Source organism: Halorhodospira halochloris, from assembly GCF_002356555.2.
Taxonomy (GTDB): Bacteria; Pseudomonadota; Gammaproteobacteria; order Nitrococcales; family Halorhodospiraceae; genus Halorhodospira; species Halorhodospira halochloris.
Genome location: NZ_AP017372.2, coordinates 2,521,313 through 2,542,075, shown reverse-complemented (window position 1 = coordinate 2,542,075; position 20,763 = coordinate 2,521,313). Strand labels below are relative to the sequence as shown.

General features: G+C 56.9%; 21 protein-coding genes. 12 read left to right on the top strand and 9 right to left on the bottom strand.

The window, feature by feature from the left end; all coding sequences use genetic code 11:
- Window positions 1–41: 41 nt before the first annotated feature.
- Window positions 42–2,891, bottom strand: coding sequence for an excinuclease ABC subunit UvrA (uvrA, locus tag HH1059_RS11645; RefSeq protein WP_096406181.1), 2,850 nt, complete (start codon window positions 2,889–2,891; stop codon window positions 42–44).
- A 132-nt stretch (window positions 2,892–3,023) separates the two neighbouring features.
- Between uvrA and HH1059_RS13555 the strand changes: the two genes are divergently transcribed.
- Entirely contained in the window at window positions 3,024–3,212 is a 189-nt protein-coding gene (locus tag HH1059_RS13555) for a hypothetical protein (RefSeq protein WP_162549535.1), read from the top strand.
- Window positions 3,213–3,314: 102 nt separating this feature from the next.
- Window positions 3,315–3,791, top strand: coding sequence for a single-stranded DNA-binding protein (ssb, locus tag HH1059_RS11640; RefSeq protein ID WP_096406178.1), 477 nt, complete (start codon window positions 3,315–3,317; stop codon window positions 3,789–3,791).
- A gap of 124 nt (window positions 3,792–3,915) precedes the next feature.
- On the opposite strand, the gene vapC is transcribed toward ssb, so the two are convergent.
- The 6 genes from vapC to modA form a co-directional block, all read right to left on the bottom strand.
- Window positions 3,916–4,317, bottom strand: coding sequence for a type II toxin-antitoxin system tRNA(fMet)-specific endonuclease VapC (vapC, locus tag HH1059_RS11635; protein ID WP_096406175.1), 402 nt, complete (start codon window positions 4,315–4,317; stop codon window positions 3,916–3,918).
- A complete protein-coding gene (gene vapB, locus HH1059_RS11630; protein WP_096406173.1) occupies window positions 4,317–4,547 on the bottom strand; it encodes a type II toxin-antitoxin system VapB family antitoxin in 231 nt (76 codons plus the stop codon). The genes vapC and vapB overlap by 1 nt, the downstream gene beginning before the upstream one ends.
- 97 nt (window positions 4,548–4,644) lie before the next feature.
- Window positions 4,645–5,250, bottom strand: coding sequence for a nitrogen fixation protein NifQ (locus HH1059_RS11625; protein ID WP_096406170.1), 606 nt, complete (start codon window positions 5,248–5,250; stop codon window positions 4,645–4,647).
- Window positions 5,251–5,332: 82 nt separating this feature from the next.
- On the bottom strand, window positions 5,333–6,400 hold the full coding sequence (gene modC, locus HH1059_RS11620) for a molybdenum ABC transporter ATP-binding protein (RefSeq protein WP_096406167.1): 1,068 nt from the start codon (window positions 6,398–6,400) through the stop codon (window positions 5,333–5,335).
- Window positions 6,400–7,089, bottom strand: a complete 690-nt coding sequence (gene modB / locus HH1059_RS11615) for a molybdate ABC transporter permease subunit (RefSeq protein ID WP_096406165.1) — start codon at window positions 7,087–7,089, stop codon at window positions 6,400–6,402. The genes modC and modB overlap by 1 nt, the downstream gene beginning before the upstream one ends.
- 23 nt (window positions 7,090–7,112) lie before the next feature.
- On the bottom strand, window positions 7,113–7,883 hold the full coding sequence (modA, locus tag HH1059_RS11610; RefSeq protein WP_096406162.1) for a molybdate ABC transporter substrate-binding protein: 771 nt from the start codon (window positions 7,881–7,883) through the stop codon (window positions 7,113–7,115).
- 115 nt (window positions 7,884–7,998) lie between these two features.
- On the opposite strand from modA, the gene HH1059_RS11605 reads away from it, so the two are divergent.
- The 3 genes from HH1059_RS11605 to trxB all read left to right on the top strand — a co-directional run bounded on the left by HH1059_RS11605 (window position 7,999) and on the right by trxB (window position 11,896).
- Window positions 7,999–8,523, top strand: coding sequence for a hypothetical protein (locus HH1059_RS11605; RefSeq protein WP_096406159.1), 525 nt, complete (start codon window positions 7,999–8,001; stop codon window positions 8,521–8,523).
- A 392-nt stretch (window positions 8,524–8,915) separates the two neighbouring features.
- Entirely contained in the window at window positions 8,916–10,919 is a 2,004-nt protein-coding gene (locus HH1059_RS11600; protein ID WP_231902094.1) for a S9 family peptidase, read from the top strand.
- A 23-nt stretch (window positions 10,920–10,942) separates the two neighbouring features.
- On the top strand, window positions 10,943–11,896 hold the full coding sequence (trxB, locus tag HH1059_RS11595) for a thioredoxin-disulfide reductase (protein ID WP_096406157.1): 954 nt from the start codon (window positions 10,943–10,945) through the stop codon (window positions 11,894–11,896).
- Between the two features lie 79 nt (window positions 11,897–11,975).
- Here the strand turns inward: trxB and HH1059_RS11590 are convergent, their stop codons facing one another.
- Window positions 11,976–12,476, bottom strand: a complete 501-nt coding sequence (locus HH1059_RS11590; protein WP_162549533.1) for a thioredoxin fold domain-containing protein — start codon at window positions 12,474–12,476, stop codon at window positions 11,976–11,978.
- Window positions 12,477–12,522: 46 nt separating this feature from the next.
- Window positions 12,523–13,017, bottom strand: coding sequence for a disulfide bond formation protein B (locus HH1059_RS11585; protein WP_162549532.1), 495 nt, complete (start codon window positions 13,015–13,017; stop codon window positions 12,523–12,525).
- A gap of 195 nt (window positions 13,018–13,212) precedes the next feature.
- Between HH1059_RS11585 and HH1059_RS11580 the strand changes: the two genes are divergently transcribed.
- The 7 genes from HH1059_RS11580 to HH1059_RS11550 all read left to right on the top strand — a co-directional run bounded on the left by HH1059_RS11580 (window position 13,213) and on the right by HH1059_RS11550 (window position 20,741).
- Window positions 13,213–14,223, top strand: a complete 1,011-nt coding sequence (locus HH1059_RS11580; protein ID WP_096406149.1) for an NAD-dependent epimerase — start codon at window positions 13,213–13,215, stop codon at window positions 14,221–14,223.
- A 303-nt stretch (window positions 14,224–14,526) separates the two neighbouring features.
- Window positions 14,527–15,873 carry a UDP-glucose dehydrogenase family protein gene (locus tag HH1059_RS11575; RefSeq protein WP_096406146.1) on the top strand — a complete coding sequence of 449 codons (1,347 nt, stop codon included), beginning with the start codon at window positions 14,527–14,529 and terminating at the stop codon, window positions 15,871–15,873.
- A 3-nt stretch (window positions 15,874–15,876) separates the two neighbouring features.
- Window positions 15,877–17,472, top strand: a complete 1,596-nt coding sequence (gene pgi / locus HH1059_RS11570) for a glucose-6-phosphate isomerase (protein WP_096406144.1) — start codon at window positions 15,877–15,879, stop codon at window positions 17,470–17,472.
- Between the two features lie 8 nt (window positions 17,473–17,480).
- Complete coding sequence (locus HH1059_RS11565) at window positions 17,481–18,434, top strand: metal ABC transporter solute-binding protein, Zn/Mn family (protein WP_096410242.1); 954 nt, start codon at window positions 17,481–17,483, stop codon at window positions 18,432–18,434.
- Window positions 18,435–18,445: 11 nt separating this feature from the next.
- Entirely contained in the window at window positions 18,446–19,282 is an 837-nt protein-coding gene (locus HH1059_RS11560; RefSeq protein WP_231901951.1) for a metal ABC transporter ATP-binding protein, read from the top strand.
- Window positions 19,282–20,193, top strand: a complete 912-nt coding sequence (locus HH1059_RS11555) for a metal ABC transporter permease (RefSeq protein WP_096406141.1) — start codon at window positions 19,282–19,284, stop codon at window positions 20,191–20,193. Before HH1059_RS11560 ends, HH1059_RS11555 begins: the two co-directional genes overlap by 1 nt.
- Window positions 20,190–20,741, top strand: coding sequence for a Slp family lipoprotein (locus HH1059_RS11550; RefSeq protein ID WP_096406138.1), 552 nt, complete (start codon window positions 20,190–20,192; stop codon window positions 20,739–20,741). The genes HH1059_RS11555 and HH1059_RS11550 overlap by 4 nt, the downstream gene beginning before the upstream one ends.
- Window positions 20,742–20,763 lie beyond the last annotated feature (22 nt).

Sequence of the window (20,763 nt, the reverse complement as noted above, 5' to 3'; positions counted from 1 at the left end):
CCTAAGTCTCGTCGTTAACTTAGTGAAAGTAAGGTGGTTTTTCAATCGCCCTCAAGTATGAGATTCGCGTATGTCTTACCTAGTACTTGGCGGAGGTACTGCCCAGTATAGGAGCCCTCTGCCTCAGCAATATCCTCGGGGGTTCCAGCCGCTACCAGGTTGCCACCCGCTGCGCCGCCTTCCGGGCCGAGGTCGATGACCCAATCGGCGCATTTGATGATATCGAGATCGTGTTCGACAACGATCACCGTGTTGCCGTTATCACAGAGCTGCTGGAGTACACCGAGCAGCTGCTCGACATCGGCAAAGTGCAGCCCGGTGGTCGGCTCATCCAGGATATAGAGGGTGCGGCCGTGTTCGCGGCGCGAGAGCTCGCGGGCTAGTTTGACCCGTTGCGCCTCGCCGCCGGAGAGTGTGGTGGCGTTTTGGCCGAGGCAAAGGTAGTCGAGGCCGACCTCGCTGAGCATGTCGAGCTTGCGGCGGACTGTGGGGACGGCCTCGAAAAACTCGCGCGCCTGCTCAACGCTCATCTCGAGTACTTCATGGATGGTATAGCCGCGATAGCGAATCTCCAGCGTCTCGCGGTTAAAGCGGGTGCCCTTGCAGGCGTCGCAGGCGACGTAGAGATCGGGCAGCAGGTGCATCTCCACCCGCACCACGCCTTCGCCCTGGCAGGCCTCGCAGCGCCCGCCGCGGACGTTAAATGAGAAGCGCCCGGGCTTATAGCCACGGGAGCGGGCCTCTGGGGTGGCGGCGAAGAGTTCGCGGATCGGGCCGAATAGGCCGGTATAGGTTGCCGGGTTGGAGCGCGGGGTCCGTCCAATGGGGCTCTGGTCGATATCAACTACCTTATCGAAGTACTCTAGGCCATCAATGCCCGCATGGGCAGCAGGGTCGGTGTGGGCAGCATTGAGCTGCTTGGCGGCCTGGCGGTAGAGGGTGTCGTTGATCAAGGTCGATTTGCCGGAGCCCGAGACGCCGGTAACGCCGATCAGCAGGCCGCGCGGCAGTTCGATATCTAGGTTGTTGAGATTGTGGCCGCTAGCAGCACGGATGCGTAGCGGCTCTGTGAAGTCGGGCGAGCGGCGGCGGTGGGGGATCTCTATGCGGCGCTGACCGCTGAGAAAGGCCCCGGTAACCGATGCCGGATTGGCGGCGACTTGCTTCGGGGTGCCGGTGGCAACCACCTCACCACCGTGGACGCCGGCGCCGGGGCCCATGTCGATCAGGTGATCGGCGGCGCGGATCGAGTCCTCTTCGTGCTCGACTACTACGACGCTGTTGCCCATATCGCGCAGGCGCCGCAGGGTCGCCAGCAACCGGTTATGGTCGCGCGGGTGGAGGCCAATCGAGGGCTCATCGAGGACGTAGAGTACGCCGACCAAGCCGGCGCCGATCTGGCTGGCTAGGCGGATGCGCTGCGCCTCGCCGCCGGAGAGGCTGTCCGCCGAACGTTCCAGGGTCAGGTAACCGAGCCCGACATCGTCGAGGAAGCCGAGACGGCGGCGGATCTCATCGATCACCGGGGCGGCAATTGTCGCGCGGGAACCGGTCAGCTCGAGGTTGCCGAAACGCTGGTGAGCCTCATGGATAGGCAGCGCGGCCAGTTCAGCTAGTTTATAGCCAGCGACGCTGACGTTGCGGGCGCGCTCGTTAAGGCGGCTGCCCTGGCACTCCCGGCAGAGACGTTCGCTGATGTAACGACCAAGCTCTTCGCGGACAGTGGCCGATTCTGCTTCCCGGTAACGGCGTTGCAGGTTGGGTATAACCCCCTCGAATGGGTGGCAGTGGACGGTTTCGCCGCTACGGGTTGGGTAGCGGAATTCAATCTCCTCATCTCCTGAGCCGTAGAGCATTACCTCGCGGACTTCGTCGGTTAAGTTCTCCCAGGGGGTGGTAATGTCAAAACCGTAGTGCTCGGCAAGCCCCTCGAGCAGGTTGAAGTAGTAGGCGTTGCGCCTGTCCCAGCCGCGGATGGCGCCCTCGGCAGGGGCGAGTTGCGGGCGGCTGACGACCTTGGCGGGATCGAAATGGTGCTCTACTCCAAGCCCGTCACAGCTCGGGCAGGCACCGTTGGGGTTATTAAATGAGAACATCCGCGGCTCAAGGGGTTCGACGCTGTAGCCACACTGCGGGCAGGAGTAGCGGGTGGAGAAGGTCAGTGGCTCGCGCTCGGGCTCGTCTAGCCAGCCTGCCCGCACTATGCCGTCACTGATGGCTAGGGCGGTCTCTAGCGAATCGGCTAGGCGCCCGGCGAGGTCATCGCGGATACGAAAACGATCGATGACTGCCTCAATCTGGTGATCCTGATCGGCACTTACTTGGGGTGTCTGCTCCAGTTCGCGGATCACTCCGTCGATGCGGGCACGAATAAAGCCCTGAGCGCGTAGCTGTTCACAGGTCTGTTGAGCGCTGCCGCTGGGGTGCTCGATCGGGGCGAGCAGCATCATCTTGCTGCCCTGCGGTTCGGCCAGCAGCCTGTCCACCATCTCGCTGACCGAGCTGGCATGCAGGGCGATGCCGTGCTCGGGGCAGTGCGGAGTGCCGACGCGGGCGAAGAGCAGGCGCAGGTAGTCGTGGATTTCGGTGACTGTCGCCACCGTGGAGCGGGGGTTGTGCGAGGCGCGTTTCTGCTCTACCGAGATGGCCGGTGACAGCCCTTCGATATGGTCAACGTCGGGCTTATCCATCATAGAGAGAAACTGCCGGGCGTAGGCCGAGAGGGATTCGACATAGCGGCGCTGGCCCTCGGCGTAGAGGGTGTCGAAGGCAAGTGATGACTTGCCCGAGCCGGAGAGGCCGGTGATGACTACGAGTTGGTTGCGGGGGATGTCGACGTCGACGTTGCGCAGGTTGTGAGTTCGTGCGCCGCGGATGCGGATATAGTCCATTCTTGAGTTAGCTGATCTGTTAGGATAATCCCCCAGTATAGGGATTTTCTATGCTCTAGTGCCAGGCTTGAGCTTCTTGGGAACCTCTAAAACTTCGCCGGCGCCACCATCCGCCCCGGTGTGGAGGACGCCGTGAATCCATCCCTGGAGGCTTCATGGCTCCATCCCTGGCGCCAAGTCCTCCACACCGGGGCGGATGGTGGCGCCGGCGAAGTTTTAGAGGCACCTCTTGCACCTAGCTCAGTTACTAGCCTAGCCAAGGCTAACCTAAGCGCATTTTGTCGGTTCCCCTGGCTAGCCAAAACCTTTAAATTAGCGTAACCAGCCGTCACTATTTGGCACAGGAGGCCGACGGCGGTTGGCAAGGCCGCTGAGCGGCAGAATTTTTTCGATTTACGAGCTACGGAATGGAGGTGCTCGGCCATGGCAAGGGGCGTAAATAAAGTCATCTTGATCGGCAATCTGGGAAGGGATCCCGAGGTTCGTTATACCGCCTCAGGCAGTGCGGTGGCGAATGTCAGCTTAGCCACTACGGATACTTGGCGGGATCGGCAAACTGGCGAACAGCAGGAGCGGACTGAATGGCACCGGGTGGTTTTTTTCAACCGGCTCGGTGAAATAGTCGGCGAGTATCTGCGCAAGGGCAGCAAGGTTTACGTCGAGGGGCGGCTACAGACGCGCAAGTGGCAGGATCAGAATGGGCAGGACCGCTATACGACGGAGATAATCGCTAGCGAGATGCAGATGCTCGATAGCCGCGGTGCCGGCGCTGATGGCCAAATGGGCGGTGAACGCCCGGGTCAGGGTGCCCCCGCTGCGGCTGGACAGGGCGGCAGTCAGGGACAGAGCTCTATGCCGGAGGACTCCGGAGAGTTTGTTGATGATGAGATTCCGTTCTGAGGCGTACATCTAAGATGATGTAAAGAACAGGGAGTACTCCAAGCGAGGTTGGCCGTATAGTGCGGCACCTCGCCTTTTAGTTTGCCCGGCAAAGGCTGTATAGCCGTGGGGAGGCTCAAGGTGATCAATTCACCCAGTTTGCCAAGCGTATGCCTGGCACGTTTTCAAACTGCTTTGTATTGTTCGTAACAACAACCAAACCTTTTGAGCGGGCGTGGCCAGCGATCATTTCATCGTATGGACCAATAGGTCGGCCCACTTTCCTAAGCTCGGCCCGAAGCTGCCCGGTATGCACAGCCGCATCGTTGTCATAGTTAAGGACTTCAAGGCGAGCGGCAAACCCTTCTATGTCGCGTAAGTTTCGATCAACAGCCGCAGAGGCCTCCGCACCGTATATAAGCTCCATCAGGGAGACGGCCGAAATACACATCTGACCGTCATGCGCCTTAAATTCCTCTCGAACCTCCTGTGGGCGATTCTTGATGGTATAAATGGCGATATTCGTATCGAGCATGTACTTCAGCATCAAAGGGGCTCACGCTCTTGGTGGCCCGGCTGCTCACGACTTGTCATGAAATCGTCGGAAACGCCGTCACTCTCGAACCAGGTATCCCATGACTCGCCAGCCGGAGTAATGATCCTGGTGCGGCCCAGGATAAAAATGTCTACCTGCCTAACCGTCTCAGGGTAAGCTACGGGCTTTGGGAGCCGTAATGCCTGACTTTTGTTGCTTTTGAAGATGCTTACTCGCTCCATCGATTTCGCCTCTTTGTGTATATCTAATTGAGATATCCCACTCTAACTCCAGCCAGGGATATGTCAATAGCATATCCCAATCTAATTTCGCGCTTAATCAATCATCCAGAATAAAACACTCACTATAGTCAGGGCAGTCGCCGCATATCGGTGATTTGCAGATAAGAACGCCCTCCGATGCGCAGAGCTGACGGTAGAAGAACTTCTTCCAGCGCATATTATGGTTATTCTGCTCCGCTAGAGAGCGGAAATGGCGGTGCAGCATCTTTGATAATTGAGCGCGATCATCCAGGCCTAAGCTTTGCCATAGGTGCCCCGGCTGCAGGGCGCGGCGAGCGATGATCGACGCCAACCAAGCCTCCTCGGGGTGTTGCTGACTGCGATGGTCGAGCAGTAGTTGGCGTAGGTCGGGCTCCTCAATCGCCGGTTCGCCGGGATCGTCACAATAGCTGGCCTGCGGTTCCAGGTCGGCGAAACCGGGGAAGGTATAATCCAGCAGGCTGGTTAGATCACTACTGCCGAGGCCAAGAAGCACGTTCAAGGATTGCTGGGGCGGCTGCTCTGATTCCTGTAGCGCCTGCGCTAGGGTGCTAGCCAGCAAATGGCGATCAAAGGGTTCGCCCTGACCAGGCAGTGCCAGTAATGCGGCACGGCGTTCTGCACTGCTTGGTAAGTGGCTCACTGTGTGGGGTTGGCTGGACATGCTATTCGTGACTCCTCAAGCTCGACAGAAAACATTAATAACCCAGGCGCTCCCCAAGCGCCGTCACTGATTTCCCTAACCATCAAGTAACAGCTATGCCCTTGATCATCGCCCATACCGCTTGACCCGGGGCAAGCTCCAGCTCCCGGCAGGAGCGCGCGCTGATTCGAGCCAATAAGGCCTGCTCACCTATCACTAGCCGGACTATGACGTGGCTGGGCTGGGGGTCAGGGCTGATCTCAGTAATCTGGGCGCGCAGTGTGTTGAGGGCGGTGCTCGACTCTGGCCGACATAGCGCTATGGTTACATCTCGGGCCATGATGCGAACCCGCAGCCTATCTCCGACGGCGCGATCCTGTAGGGGGACGAGCAGCCCGCCTCCGTCAAAGCCCAACTCGGTCAGGTGGTCTTGCTCGCAATGGCCGGTGATCTGCCCTTCGATTACCGCAGAGGCCTGTTGGCTATGGGCCATGGGCAGGTCAGTCCGGGTCAGCAGGCTTTGCAGGGGCCCTTGGGCGAGGACGCGGCCATTATCAAGTAGTACCATATGATCGGCTAGGCGGGCGACCTCCTCGATTGAGTGGCTGACATAGACCATCGGGATAGCAAGTTCGTCGTGGAGCCTTTCCAGGTAGGGGAGTATCTCCTCCTTGCTGACCGCATCGAGCGAGGCCATCGGTTCATCAAGCAGCAATAACTGTGGGCTGGTGAGCAGGGCGCGGCCGATTGCGGTGCGCTGACGTTGGCCACCGGAGAGGGAGTCGGGGTAACGCTCGAGCAAACCTGTCAGCCCGAGCAGGCCGGCAACCTCATTGAGGTTGAGGTGGCGCTGTTCGGCGGGGAGACGTTTGAAGCCATAGAGAAGGTTGTCGCGCACCCGCAGATGGGGAAAGAGACTACCCTCTTGGAAGACATAACCTAAAGGGCGCTTGTGCACCGGTAACCATTGGCGTTTATCCTGCCAGGTCTCGCCATTGAAAAAGAGTCGTCCTGTGTGGATGCGCTCCAGCCCGGCTAGGCAGCGCAGAATGGTTGTTTTGCCGGAGCCGGAGCGGCCAAACAGGGCGGTTACGCCCTGGCCTGGGATGTCGAGCTCGACATCTAGAGTGAAATCGCCGCGGTCAAGGAAGAATTCCGCCTCAATGGCCATCAGCCGATCCCTACTACCTTGAAGCGTCTATTTAGGGCGTAGACACTCATGAGCAGGATGAATGCTAAGGCTACTAGCAATAAAGATAGGCTGTGCGCCGAGGCGTAGTCCATGGCCTCGACATGGTCGTAGATAGCGATAGAGGCTACTTGTGTCTGGCCGGGGATATTGCCACCGATCATCAGGATCATGCCGAATTCCCCCAAGGTATGAGCGAACGAGAGAACTGCCGCGGTGAGTATGCCGCGTCGTGCTAGAGGTATAACCACGCTAATAAAGCGATCTAGGGGGTTGGCTCGTAGGGTGGCAGCGGTCTCGAGCATGCGGCCGCCGGCGCTGGCGAAGGCGTTTTGCAAGGGTTGGACAACGAATGGTAGCGAGTAGATCATCGAGCCTATCACCAGGCCGGTGAAGGTGAATGCTAAGTGGCCGACCCCAATATCCTCGAGAAAGCCGCCTACCGCCCCGCGAGGCCCTAACAGGACCAGCAGGTAGAAGCCCATGACCGTCGGTGGCAGAACCAGCGGCATGGCAACCAGCGCCTCGATAATCACCTTACTACGCCGCTGGGTATGGGCTAGCCACCAGGCCAAGGGGGCGCTTAAGAGCATGAGAATGCTGGTGCTGATAACCGCCAACTTGAGGGTTATCCACAGCGCGGTAAGGTCATTGTCGCTGATGCCGAACATTTACCCAGGTTCCTTCGCTCTGGTCAGGGGATCGCGTAGCCGGCCTGCTCAATCATATCTCTGGCTTCGTCGCCGCGTAGCCAGTCCGTGAACTCACGGGCAGCGTTGTGATCTTCAGCTCGCTTGAGTATTACTGCCTGCTGCTCAATGGGGGAGAAGAGTTCAGCGGGTGGTCGCCAGAAGGAGCCGGGGATCTCGCCCTCTTTATCCTTGAGCTGGGATAAGGCTAAAAAGCCCAGATCAGCGGCGCCGGAGGCAACATGGGAGTAGGCCTGGGTAAGATTCTGTGCCCTGATTATGCGCCCCTCTTGGGTAAAGCGTTGCCACAGGTCTAGGTCTGAGAGGATTTGCTTGGCTGCAGCCCCGTAGGGGGCATTACGCGGTTCGGCGATGGTGATAAAGCGAAAATCCCCCGCGCGCAGGGTCTCCTGCGGATCTTCAAGCCAGTCCTCTCGATCCGACCATAAGATGGGTATGCCCAGAGCATAGGTGAAGCGTGAGTCGGCGTATGCCATGCCGTCGTCGACCAAGGCCTCGGCGCGTTTGACATCGGCTGAGAAGAACAGATCAAACGGTGCGCCATTGCTGATCTGGGCGTAGAGGGCGCCGGATGAGCCGCTGCTGATTCTTATTTGCTGTCCCGTCTGGTCCTCATATTGTGCGGCGAGCTCCTTGATGGTGCTCAAGAAATTTGCCGCGCTGGCAACTCGCAGCTCCGCTGCGGCTACTAGCGGGGTGAGGAGTATGGTGCAGCAAAGCGCGGTGATGGTAGTAAGCTGAGCAGTATTCTTCATGAAAAAATGCCTAGGTGTTGCTTTCTAGTTGATTAAGGCAATTTCCGCGCCAAGCCATCAACTCTAATATATTATGGTGCTAGATCATATTTGTTAGGTATATGGGGCTTGGTCGATGAGCACACCCGTGCAAACATTCCAGAAGTATTATAGATTTGAGCGCGAGAAGGGCAAGGAGGGGATTTGGATCTATGTCACGCGCAGCCGCGTTGATGGTAACGGCGCTCCGCCGGGGATAGAGCGGGATGTGGCGGCGACCGCCATCTTGTTGCTAAGCCAGGACGATATGCTGATCAAGGATCTTACCATCAATCCTAGCTGCGCCTTGCCGGACAATGATGGTGTTGAGCAGGGCGAGCTCAAATACCTGCATGATATTTACAGTGAGCGTTTCCCCATGCTCTATGCCGCGGCTATGGCTGCCGCCTTGAGCATGGCGCATTATTATGGCTGTAGTAGGGTTAGGGGGTACCTTTCCCCGCAAGAGGTGCGTATTCTGCCCAAGTTGTTCCCTATAAACTGTTGTGGGGGTAGAGAGTTTTATGGTTATACGGCGCAGATATTGGATCGGGCTGCGCAGCGCATGCCGGTGTTTTATGAGCTTATCGTGATCGCCGCGGAGCAACTCGAGGGCTCCTAGCGGGTGCTTCTAAAACTTCCCTGGCGCCATCATCTGCCCCGGTGTGGAGGTCTTGGCGCCAGGGAGGGCGCTAAGAAGCCTCCAGGGATGGATTCACGGCGCCCTCCAAACCGGGACAGATGATGGCGCCAGGGAAGTTTTAGAGGATCCCTAGTGGAGGTCACCGTAGGCAGCGTTGAGGAGCTTTTTTTGGGGATATGGCCATGGCGCAGCCATTAAAGCATCGTGTAGGGGTAGACATGCCATTAAGAGGTTTGCAAAGCGAGCAGCTGTTCCATTCCATGCGGGGGTTGTATTTACGCGCACGAGGGCGCTGTAGTCTGAATTGGTGCGGCTTTGAGCAATCATTGTGCAGCGGCAGAGCGGTTGCTGCCTTATTGTGCACAGTAGTGATGCTTGCCGCGTGTGCCGTTCCTGGTGTTGGAGAGCCAGAACAAGAGGTAGAACAAGAGGCGCCGCTGCTTGATATCAGGCTCTTCTTTGAGGATCCGCGTTACAGTGCTGCGCGCATATCGCCAGATGGTGAATATATTGCCTTTATGAAGCCATACAACGGCGGACGCAATATTTGGATAAAAGGCATTGATGAACCATTTGATAAGGCGCGGCCGCTAACCGGCTATGAGCGCTCGATAGCTACTTATTTCTGGAGCCGCGACGGTGAGTCGATAGTCTATATGCAGGATCGTTACGGTGATGAGAACTATCAGATCCGTGCCTTGAATCCTCATGACGATGCGGCGGACGAAGGTGATCTGGCGGATTCCTGGCAGTTAGCGGGAGATCAGGGGGTGCGTGCGGTTATCTACCATGTGCCGCGGGAGAAGCCTGAGGTGGTCTTTGTCGGACTCAATGATCGTGATCCGCGTTATCACGATGTCTATCAGGTAGAAATCGCTAGCGGTGACAAAGAGAAGTTGGCGCGCAACGAGGTCGGGATCGAATCCTGGCATTTTCATGAAGGGCAGTTGCGTAAGGCCTCGCGGACTACCAGTGATGGGGGCAGCGAGATCCTCAGCTTTGCCGATGGCGAATTCCAACAGGTCTATTCCTGTGACTTCGGTGAGTCTTGCCGGGTTGCTCGGTTTCATCCCGATGGTGAGCGCGTCTATCTCGTCACCAACGCCGGCGAGGAGCGCGATCTGAGCGAGCTGGTATTGTTTGACCCGCGCCAGGACGAGGAAGAGCTGGTCGATGCCGACCCCGAGGGCGAGGTCGATCTTGACGGGGCGATCTTCTCCGAGGTGGATGATCGGCTGCTTGCCACAACCTATTTTGGTGATAAGCAGCGTATCTACGCCCATGATGAGGGCTTTGCCGAGAAGCTGGAGTGGTTGCGTGAGCAGCTTGGGGAGAGTGAGCTGAGTTTTACATCGCGTACAAGCGATGAGTCGCAGTGGACGGTTGGCGCGGCGCGCGATACCGATCCGGGCACGGTATATGTTTTTGATGCTGATCAGATGAACCTGGATAAGCTCTACGCGGGTAGGCCGGAACTGCCCAATGAGCACCTTGCCCCGATGCGCCCGATTCGTTACAGCGCCCGTGACGGCGAACAGATCCCCGCCTATCTTACCCTGCCGCCCGGCTCAGATGGAGAGGATTTGCCGGTGGTAGTAAATCCGCACGGTGGGCCCTGGTTGCGCGACAAGTGGGGGTATAGCGGCACCGTGCAGTTTCTCGCCAACCGCGGCTATGCGGTATTGCAACCCAACTTTCGCGGCTCTGCCGGTTACGGCAAGGAGTTTCTCAACGCCGGCAATCGCGAGTGGGGCACCGGCGTCATGCAACATGACATCACCGATGGGGTGAAGTATCTGATCGATGAAGGGATTGCCGACCCCGACCGGGTTGCCATTTATGGTGGCTCATATGGTGGCTTTGCTACGCTGGCCGGGCTGGCCTTTACCCCTGAGCTCTACGCGGCGGGCGTATCAGTAGTCGGTCCATCGAACATCATTACCTTGATTGAGACCTTTCCGCCCTACTGGGAGCCGGGCATGGAGCGCCTGAAACGGCGGGTCGGTGACCCCAAGGACGAGCAGGATAGAGAGCGCCTTAAGGAGCAGTCGCCCCTCTTTGCGGTCGATCAGATGCGCTCGCCGCTGTTGGTCGTCCACGGGGCTAACGACCCACGAGTGGCTCAACGTGAGTCAGATCAGATTGTGGCGGCGCTGCGTGATGCTGGCCATCCGGTCGAATACCTGGTGGCCCCTGATGAGGGGCACGGCTTCGTTGATGAGTTAAATAGGCTGGCGTATCTTGCTGCGACAGAGCGTTTTCTTGCTAAGCACATCGGTGGCCGTTATCAGGGCGAGTACGATGAGGCTATAGAAGGGCGTTTGGAAGAGCTGCGAGTAGATATAAACGAGGTCGAAGTTGACGACGGCGAATAGCAAGAGTTGAGGAGATCCTGGCAATGACAAATGCGCGGCACGTACCCTTGTTAATCCTTGGCTCTGGGCCGGCTGGCTACACTGCGGCGGTCTATGCAGCACGCGCCAATTTGCAGCCAGTGCTGATAACCGGCATCGAGCAGGGTGGCCAGTTGACCACCACTACGGATGTCGATAATTGGCCTGGTGATGCCGAGGGGGTCAAAGGGCCGGAGCTGATGGAGCGCATGCTCCAACACGCCGAACGGTTCGGCACGGAGGTCGTGTTTGACCATATCCATACTGCCGAGCTCGGTAAGCGCCCGTTTGAGCTGCAGGGCGATACGGGTGCTTATACCTGCGATGCCCTGATTGTGGCTACTGGGGCGTCGGCTCAGTACTTGGGCCTGGAGTCTGAGCAGACCTTCATGGGTAAAGGGGTTTCAGCCTGTGCTACTTGTGATGGCTTTTTCTATCGCAACCGTGAGGTCGCCGTGGTCGGCGGTGGTAATACTGCGGTGGAGGAGGCGCTTTATTTAGCCAATATCGCTTCCAAGGTAACGCTTATCCATCGTCGTGATAAGTTGCGTGCCGAGGCGATAATGCAGGAGCAACTCTTCCGGCAGGCCAGCGAGGGCAAGGTCGATATACTCTGGAACCACGTGCTTGACGAGGTGCTAGGCGATGAGATGGGGGTAACCGGGCTGCGCCTGCGTAATGTCGAGGACGATCAAGAGTCTCAGCTGGATGTCGCCGGAGTCTTTATAGCCATCGGCCATAAGCCTAATACCGAACTATTCGCCGGACAGCTAGACATGAGCAACGGCTTTATCCAGGTTCATGGTGGCCAGCAGGGCAATGCGACCGCTACTAATGTGCCGGGTGTCTTTGCTGCTGGTGATGTGATGGATTCTGTCTATCGTCAAGCGGTTACCTCAGCGGGTACGGGATGTATGGCCGCCCTGGATGCCGAAAGGTACCTGCAACAGATCAGCTAGATGGCGCCATCCTTGGCGCCATGCCTCTAAATCGGGGCAACCGGGGGCGCGCATACCGGTTTGCTAAAACGGGAGGCCGCTACTGTTCCTCCCGGTACTGTTCGGCAACGCTTTCCAGGCCGCTCAACTGCTGCTGATTGCCGCCGCTGAAATGGTAGGTCTCGCCATTGGGGTGGCGGTAAAAGATGGTCGGCACACTGCGCACCCCTAAGCTAACGGCAAGCTGGCGGTTCTCTTCTTCGGCCATTTCACCATCTACATCAAGGGCCTCTTCGATGCGGTTGGCCGCATCACGCCGCGCGCCTTGGCCAAGGAAGCCTACCGGAATCCAGCGCCATTCAATATTGGGTGTGGCTCCTTCTGCGACGCGCTGATGGAGCTGATCACAAGCCGGGCATTGGGGGTCGGTAAAGGCGTAGACGATCATGTCACCGTCGCCCTCGGTTATATAATGGCTGTCCTGGAACTGTTCCAGCTCCGAAGCAGATGTATCGGTCGATTCACCCGGGGCATCATTAGGGCAGCCGGCGAGTAGCAAGGCTAAAAAGAGGATCTTTATGGTGGCCAAGCGTTTAGTCATATAGGCAACTCCTTCAACTGCATTAATGCTTGATACCGTGCCATTCTTAGTCACTGCGCCGGTCTGAGTGGGGTTTAAGCAAAGCATATCCGGCGAGTGCGCCGAACAAGACAAAGGCCACTAAGCTCCATAAGGGCAAAGGCACCCACAGCAGGCTGCCTGCTTGAGCACAGTCACTGTGGCCGGTGACAAACTCAACCACAATTTCGTTCAGCGGCAGCATGCTAAGCATCATGTCGGGACTCATTCCGCACTCGACCACATCCGGGTTCCCCACCACGTAGAGGTGTCTAATTGCGACACCGGCCCCAGCGCTTGCGACTAGAACAGCGGCGCCGCCGCAGGCGTATCTGCCTAGTTTGCTTTGCGGCCAGAGTACTAAGCCGGTTATGGCTACCAGCGCAAAGAGTCCCATGATTAATCGCTGAGTCCAGCATAGCGCGCACGGTTGCAATATCCCCAAGTGCTCTATCGCGGAGACAATTACCAGCGCAATAACGGCACCTGCGGTTGCCAAGCCGAGAGCTTGACGATTGCTCATAATCAAATTCTCCTCAACTATAGCAAACTCTACCCCATCTGCGTCATGATATGCCAACTGCTGGGTTTTAGCTAAGTACTAGTAAGAGAGGTGCTTAGTGTGTGTCAGTTGAGGACTTGAAGGGCTAACCGGAGTTTGGTGCAGTTCCCCGCTGGACTTATAACTCGGGGCGTAATGCAGTGAAAGGAGAGTGACGTGCGCGTATTGGTTACCGGTGCTGCCGGGTTTATCGGCATGCATGTGGCGCAGCGCCTGCTTGCCGAAGGTGTTCAGGTAGTAGGCCTAGACAACCTCAACGACTACTACGATGTGGCGCTTAAGAATGCCAGGGTGGCTGAGCTAGAGCAGCAGAGCGGCGATTTTTATCTAGCGCGAATCGATCTCGCTGATGCCTCAGGAGTTGAAGCGGTCTTTCGTGATGGTAGGTTTGATCGCGTCATCCACCTAGCTGCTCAGGCTGGAGTGCGCTACTCATTGGAAAACCCCCGCGCCTATGTCGATAGCAATCTGGTAGGGTTCTGTAACATCCTTGAGGGGTGCCGTCACCACGGCATTGAGCATCTCGTCTATGCCTCCTCAAGCTCGGTCTATGGCGCCAATACGCGGATGCCTTTTTCGGTTCATGATAACGTCGATCATCCTGTTTCATTATATGCGGCTACCAAGAAGTCTAACGAGTTGATGGCGCATACTTATGCCCATCTATACGGGCTGCCAGTGACCGGCTTGCGCTTTTTTACGGTCTATGGCCCGTGGGGGAGGCCTGATATGGCCCCCTTTAAGTTTACCCGCGCGGTTCTCAGCGGCGAGCCTATAGACGTTTACAACTACGGCAATATGCGCCGCGATTTCAGTTACATTGACGATGTCACTGAGGGCGTGCTTCGGGTAGCCGAGCAGATTCCCGGAGCAAATCCGAGTTTCTCCACAGATGCCCCCGATCCAGCCAGCAGCTTCGCGCCGTACCGGCTCTATAATATCGGCAATAATTCGCCCGTGGCATTGAACGACTTTATCGGCGTTATCGAGAAGATTTGTGGCCGTACTGCTCAACGTAACCTCATGCCCATGCAGCCGGGCGATGTTGAGCAGACCTATGCCGATATAGGCGATCTATACCAGGCCACCGGATGGCGGCCGACTACTACGATAGAGGATGGTATGGCTAGTTTTATCAAGTGGTATAGGGATTTTTATAACGCTTAAGCCAGGTATGGGTAGCTGCGAGACTCGTGGTCCTCTAAACCGGGGCAGAAAATGGCTCAAGAGGATGGTTAGTGGTACCGAACAAGTGTGTATAAGCTCCCGATGGGCACCTCTAAAACTTCCCGGAGCCTTCATCTGCCCCGGTGTGGAGGACGCCGTGAATCCGTCCTTGGAGGCTTCATGGCGCCATCCCTGGCGCTAAGACCTCCACGCCGGGGCAGATGAAGGCTCCGGGAAGTTTTAGAGGTGCCCCTATGAGGTTATTTTCGGTTAAGCGTTTAAATTATAGATATGGAGTAAAAAATGAAGGTCACTATCTTCGGAAGCGGCTATGTCGGGTTGGTAACAGGGACCTGTTTTGCGGACGCTGGCAACGATGTGGTCTGCGTTGACATAGACGCCGAGCGGGTTGCTCAGCTACAGAACGGCGAGGTGCCAATATACGAGCCTGGGCTCGATGATATGTTGACCTTCAACCAGGAAGAGGGACGACTGCGCTTTACTACTGATCCCGCTGAGGGGGTAAACCATGGTTTGTTCCAGTTTATCGCTGTGGGAACTCCCGCGGATGAAGATGGCTCGGCAGATCTGCATTATGTTCTTAATGTGGCGCAAACCATCGGCCAGCACATGGACGATTATCGAATAATCGTCGATAAATCGACGGTTCCCGTCGGTACTGCTGATAAAGTGCGTAGTGTTGTTGGTCAACAGCTCAGGGAGCGCGGTAGCAGCCTTGAATTCGATGTTGTCTCTAATCCGGAGTTTCTCAAGGAGGGGGCTGCTATAGATGATTTTGTCAAGCCTGATCGGATCATAGTCGGGGTCGATAATCCGCGCACTGCAGAGCTTATGAAAGCGCTCTATTCACCGTTTAACCGCAACCATGATCGTCTGATCAGTATGGATATCCGCTCAGCGGAGCTGACCAAGTATGCTGCCAATGCCATGCTCGCCACTAAGATAAGTTTCATGAATGAGCTGTCTAATATTGCCGAACGCTTGGGGGCTGATATTGAAAGGGTAAGGATCGGGATAGGCTCAGATCCGCGCATAGGCTATCACTTCATTTATCCGGGTTGTGGGTTTGGCGGTTCCTGCTTTCCCAAGGACGTCCAGGCGTTGGCACATACCGCTCAGGAGTATGATTACCAGCCCGAGCTGCTCGAGGCGGTACAGCGCGTGAACCGGAATCAGAAGGATATCCTCATGCAGCGCATCCGCGAGTACTTTGGAGATGAACTGCAGGGGCGTACCTTTGCCCTGTGGGGCCTTGCCTTCAAGCCGAATACTGACGATATGCGCGAGGCGCCAAGCAGAGTGCTGATGGAAGCGCTTTGGGATGCCGGCGCCCAGGTTCAGGCCTATGATCCGGAGGCCATGGATGAGGTGGAACGGATCTATGGTGAGCGGGCAGATTTGGAGCTGTGTGATAATCAGTACGATGCGCTAGAGGATGCGGACGCACTGGTTGTCTGTACTGAGTGGCAGGTATTTCGAAGCCCCGACTTTGAGAGGATACGTCAGGCCCTTAGGCAACCGGTTATTATTGACGGCCGTAATGTTTATACCCCTTCAGTTATGGAGGCCATGGGCTTTACCTACTACGGTATCGGTAGAGGCGAGAGCATACGACATAAAGGTGAGTGAACCATGTCTAATCATCTTGGACAGTGTTCTGCGTGGCGCGAATTAATCTCACGCATCGAGGAATATGGCGAGCCGCTGGTAAGCGATCTTTTCGCCGCTGATTCTGATCGGTTTAGGCGCTACAGCTGTGCTCTGGAGGATCTGTTGGTAGATCTCTCGCGACACGCCCTTGATGACCAAGACTGGCAGGGGCTGTTTCGCCTAGCTGAGCAGCGCCGGCTCAACGAGCAGGTGGAGGCGCTGTTCAGCGGCAATGTGGTTAATTTGTCGGAGGGTCGGCCGGCTCTCCATACGGCGTTGCGACAGCCTGCAGATGCAACACTGCAGGTGGAAGGTGAGGATATCACTGCGCAGGTCCATGAGCAGCTCGCGCGCATGGGTGAGTTGGTGACTGCGTTGCGGGCCGGTCAGGTGTTCGGCTTTGATGGTAGGCCGATCACCGACATTGTCAGTATTGGTATTGGCGGCTCTGAGTGTGGTGTCACCATGGCTTATGAGGCTTTGGCCCCTTATGCTCAGGGCGGTTTACGTCTGCATACAGTATCCGGGGTGGATGGCCGGGAGTTGCTTGCGGCATGGTCCCGGATCGACCCGGCTACGACCCTGTTCGTGGTGGCTTCCAAGTCTTTTACTACCCAAGAGACATTGACCAATGCGCGCAGTGCATGGCAATGGCTGGAGCAGGCAGCAGGTCATGCGGTTGCCGAGCAATTCGTGGGGATATCGGTAGATGATCAGGCCATGGCAGATTTCGGTATTCCACCTCAGAACCGCTTCTTTGTCTGGGAGTGGGTTGGGGGACGCTACTCGCTGCCTTCGGCCATGGGTCTACCCTTAGCAGCTGTGATCGGCATGGAGAACTTCCGCGAGCTGCTGCAGGGTATGCACGATATGGATACCCATTTTCGCAGCGCCCCGATGGCGGAGAATATACCGGTCATGCTCGGTCTGCTGGGGGTCTGGCAGATTAGCCTGCGTGGGGCTAGTGGCCATGCCTTACTGCCCTACCATCCGGGCTTGCGACGCTTCCCGGCCTATGTGCAGCAGCTTGATATGGAGAGCTTGGGTAAGTCGGTTACCCAAACGGGTGAGCAGGTCGACTGCAGTACGGGGGCAATATTCTGGGGCGAGATCGGCTCTAATGCCCAGCACTCCTTTTTCCAGTGGCTGCATCAAGGCACCGGGCGTGTGATAACCGAGCTAGTTAGCCCGGTTGATGAGCAGGACTGTCCAATTGATCACCAAGCCTTGATCCTCTCCAATGTGCTTGGTCAAGCGGAGGCTCTGGCGCTCGGCCGCACGCCCTCAGCTGCTGAAGCTGCCGCCGAGCATAGGCACTATAGCGGTAATCGCCCGGTAACCTTGGTATTGTTCAAACGGCTCGATCCCCGCACCCTCGGCCGTTTGGTGGCGATGCATGAGCATAGGGTCTTTGTCCAGGCAGCAATCTGGGGGATTAATCCGTTTGACCAGTGGGGGGTCGAACTGGGTAAGCAGCTGGCTAAGCAATTGGTGCCGGTGCTACGCGGCGAATCTGGGGTAGATCAGTTGAATCCGGCTACAGCCGGGGCTATCGACTGGATTAAGAGGTGGGGCTAACGGTGGGTATGGTAAAACAACGCCGCCTATTGTGGGCTGCGAAGCTATCATTGCCTTTGCTTATTATGCTCGCACCGCTGACGTTGGGGGCTGAGCAGCGTATTAAGGCAGTGGCTTCTTTTACTATCTTGGCCGATCTTGTCACTGCTGTGGGCGGCGACAGGGTCGAGGTGGTCAGCCTCGCCCCGGTGGGCGCCGAGGTCCATGAGTGGGAACTGCGCCCGCGAAACTTTCGTGATCTTGAGCGTGCCGAGGTCTTTTTTTACAACGGTTACGGTCTGGAACAGTGGATTCGCCAAGTGCGGGCGACGGTCGGCGGCGATGTCGATCTAATTGCAGTAGCCGAGAAGAGCGGCTATCCCACTAAACCGATCCGAATAGGTGAGTTAGAAGGCGAGCCTGATCCGCACATGTGGATGGACCCGCGTGCGGTCGAACGTTACATAGAGGTGATTTACCAAACCCTTGCCGAATTGGACCCAGATGGCGAAGAGCTATACCGGGATCGAGCAGATGAGTACCAAGCTGAGCTCAAGGAGTTGTATGCGGACTTGGAAGAGAAACTTGCAACAATCGAGGAAGAGCGCCGTATTTTGATTACCAGTGAAGCGGCTTTCCCCTATTTCGCTCATGCATACGACTTTCGGCACGACGGTATTTGGGGCAGTAATGCCGAGGAAGAGGGCTCGCCGCGGCAGATGATGCGGGTAGTCGATCTGGTTAATGAGTGGCGTCCCGGGGCCATATTTTGGGAGAGCACTATATCTGATCGCTATGTAAGGTCGGTGGCATCAGACACCGGGGTTGCTGTTGCCGGTCCACTATATGTCGATTCGCTAGGTGAGCCTGACGGTGTGGCCGGTCACTATCTTAGTATGATGCGCCATAACGCAAATGTGATAGTTGCTGCGCTGGGGGATGGCGAAGGCGGTGACGTGGGTGATGAAGTAGGCGATGACTAGGGGGCGGCTTGTTGGCCGGAAGCTTGATTGCTGAGCGCCCTAACGGGTCAGGAAGTGGCGACAACGCTGCGGCAGTTGAGCCGTCTGCCGTAGAGGGGCGCGGGCTTTATGCCGGTTATCAGGGCTTTGATGCAGTAGCTGGCGTAGACCTGAATATACCGCAAGGTGAGTTGGTTGCCTTGGTGGGCCCTAATGGTGCTGGCAAGTCAACCTTGCTTAAGTTGGTTATGGGATTGCTGCAGCCTCGTCAAGGTTGGCTCTTTATCAAGGGCTTGTCGGCATCCAAGCAGCGCCGAGCTGGAAACATTGCTTACATGCCGCAGCAGGAGACCTTAGATTGGGATTTCCCAGCATCGGTCTGGGATGTGGTCTTTTCGGCGCGCTATACGCGGATGAGAAGTTCCGGGATGTGCCGTTTTCTCCCTCAGCGTTGGTGTGCTAAAGAGCACCATCGAGCGGTCGAGCAGGCCTTATCATCGACAGATATGAGCGCTTGCGCGCCTCGACACATCAGCGCCCTTTCCGGCGGGCAACGCAAACGGGTGCTGTTAGCAAGGGCCCTGGCGCAGGGAGCTGAGCTGCTCCTGCTGGATGAGCCCTTGGTCGGGGTGGATGCGGCAAGTGAACAGATGATCTTCGGTGTACTGCGCGAGCTACGTGCTGCCGGGCGCACGGTAGTTCTGGTAACCCACGACGTAGCTGGGGCGAGGCGGTATGCCGATCGGATTATTTTGTTCAACCGCCGGGTTATCGCCTCGGGTAAGCCGGAAGAGGTGCTCAGTGATGAGTTGCTGATGCAGACTGCAGACCCTTCGTTTGCCCGGAGTGTTCGGGAGATAGATCGCTGATGGAGTGGGGCGAGGCGCTGGTCGACAGCTTGCTGGCAGTCTTGATGGCCTGTGTCGGGTTGCTCCCCGAGTCAATGGCCACGCCGTTTGAATATCAGTTTATGCAGCGGGCGCTGCTTACCTCCATAGTTGTAGGCTTGGTTTGTGGGGTTCTCTCCTGTTTTGTCGTGCTCAAGCGCTGGGCACTGCTGGGAGATGCCATATCGCATGCCGTCTTGCCAGGAGTCGCTATTGCCTACCTGCTGGGTTGGCCTTTTTTTGTCGGTGCTTTCATTGCCGGCGCCTTGACTTCGTTGGGTATTGGGTTTATCGAGCGTACTACGAGGATCAAGTCTGATACCGCTATAGGGATAATGTTTACCGCCGCATTCGCCCTTGGGGTGGTTATTATCGGCAAGATTGCTACCTCTACCCACCTGATGCACATACTCTTTGGCAATGTTCTGGGCGTTGATAAAGGTGCTCTACTGCTGACTCTGGTGGCCGGTGTTATAGCTTTGCTAGCTGTCCTGCTTGGTTATAAGGCGCTCTTCGCCTATGCCTTTGATGAGATCCATGCCCAAGCCTTGGGTTTGAATACAGCCGCAATTCACTACGGTTTAATCCTCCTGCTTACCCTGACCATTGTTGCCAGTCTCGAGACGGTGGGCATCATTCTGGTTGTGGCTATGCTGATTATCCCTGGCGCTACTGCTTATCTGCTCACTGACAGGCTCTCACGGATGATTGGGTTGGCTGCCTTGTGTGGTGTTCTATCGACAGTTATCGGCCTCTATCTGGCATACTACTTTGACTTGGCCTCGGGTGGCGCAATGGTACTGGTGGCTGCGGGGCTGTTTCTGCTCAGCCTGTTGCTGGCTCCGCGGCACGGCCTATTGGCGCGGTTCTGGCAGTGGAGGGTTGCCTCATGAGGCTAGTGGCGCTGATTATACTGTTTGGCTTGGTTGGCCTTTTGGCAGGCTGCGCATCGCCTGTTCCTGAGCAGTTACGTTCTGCGCCTGATGATGCGCCAACCTTGACGCAGGTGCGTGATGCCCCGCAAGAGTATCAAGGTAAGCGGGTTCGTTGGGGTGGGGCGATAGCCGATGTCCACAATAAGCCGGATTACACCGAGATCGAGATAGTCGAGCGGCCGCTGGGGCGCCATGGCCGGCCGCAGGATAGAGATGAGACCCAAGGCAGGTTTATGTTTAGGGTTGATGGCTTTTTAGAGCCGACCACATACTCTCCAGGCCGTTACATTACCGTATTGGGTGAGGTTGCGGGTGAGCGTGAAGGTAGGATTGATGAGCATGAGTACACCTACCCAGTTGTCGAGGCTGAGGATTACCATCTCTGGGCAGAGCTGAGTGAGCCTAGTGCTACTAGGGGGGTATTCTATGGCCACTGTTATGGTGATCGGTGGTACTGCGATCCGCGATCACCGGGATATGATCCGAGGTCGCCGTGGTGTAGATAGTACTTATTGATGCCATTTGGAG

Excerpts from the sequence above, each read along its gene's own strand:
- uvrA (WP_096406181.1), bottom strand. The coding sequence starts at position 2,891 with ATGGACTATATCCGCATCCGCGGCGCACGAACTCACAACCTGCGCAAC.
- ssb (WP_096406178.1), top strand. The coding sequence starts at position 3,315 with ATGGCAAGGGGCGTAAATAAAGTCATCTTGATCGGCAATCTGGGAAGG.
- vapC (WP_096406175.1), bottom strand. The coding sequence starts at position 4,317 with ATGCTGAAGTACATGCTCGATACGAATATCGCCATTTATACCATCAAG.
- vapB (WP_096406173.1), bottom strand. The coding sequence starts at position 4,547 with ATGGAGCGAGTAAGCATCTTCAAAAGCAACAAAAGTCAGGCATTACGG.
- HH1059_RS11625 (WP_096406170.1), bottom strand. The coding sequence starts at position 5,250 with ATGTCCAGCCAACCCCACACAGTGAGCCACTTACCAAGCAGTGCAGAA.
- modC (WP_096406167.1), bottom strand. The coding sequence starts at position 6,400 with ATGGCCATTGAGGCGGAATTCTTCCTTGACCGCGGCGATTTCACTCTA.
- modB (WP_096406165.1), bottom strand. The coding sequence starts at position 7,089 with ATGTTCGGCATCAGCGACAATGACCTTACCGCGCTGTGGATAACCCTC.
- modA (WP_096406162.1), bottom strand. The coding sequence starts at position 7,883 with ATGAAGAATACTGCTCAGCTTACTACCATCACCGCGCTTTGCTGCACC.
- HH1059_RS11605 (WP_096406159.1), top strand. The coding sequence starts at position 7,999 with ATGAGCACACCCGTGCAAACATTCCAGAAGTATTATAGATTTGAGCGC.
- HH1059_RS11600 (WP_231902094.1), top strand. The coding sequence starts at position 8,916 with ATGCTTGCCGCGTGTGCCGTTCCTGGTGTTGGAGAGCCAGAACAAGAG.
- trxB (WP_096406157.1), top strand. The coding sequence starts at position 10,943 with ATGACAAATGCGCGGCACGTACCCTTGTTAATCCTTGGCTCTGGGCCG.
- HH1059_RS11590 (WP_162549533.1), bottom strand. The coding sequence starts at position 12,476 with ATGACTAAACGCTTGGCCACCATAAAGATCCTCTTTTTAGCCTTGCTA.
- HH1059_RS11585 (WP_162549532.1), bottom strand. The coding sequence starts at position 13,017 with ATGAGCAATCGTCAAGCTCTCGGCTTGGCAACCGCAGGTGCCGTTATT.
- HH1059_RS11575 (WP_096406146.1), top strand. The coding sequence starts at position 14,527 with ATGAAGGTCACTATCTTCGGAAGCGGCTATGTCGGGTTGGTAACAGGG.
- pgi (WP_096406144.1), top strand. The coding sequence starts at position 15,877 with ATGTCTAATCATCTTGGACAGTGTTCTGCGTGGCGCGAATTAATCTCA.
- HH1059_RS11565 (WP_096410242.1), top strand. The coding sequence starts at position 17,481 with ATGGTAAAACAACGCCGCCTATTGTGGGCTGCGAAGCTATCATTGCCT.
- HH1059_RS11555 (WP_096406141.1), top strand. The coding sequence starts at position 19,282 with ATGGAGTGGGGCGAGGCGCTGGTCGACAGCTTGCTGGCAGTCTTGATG.
- HH1059_RS11550 (WP_096406138.1), top strand. The coding sequence starts at position 20,190 with ATGAGGCTAGTGGCGCTGATTATACTGTTTGGCTTGGTTGGCCTTTTG.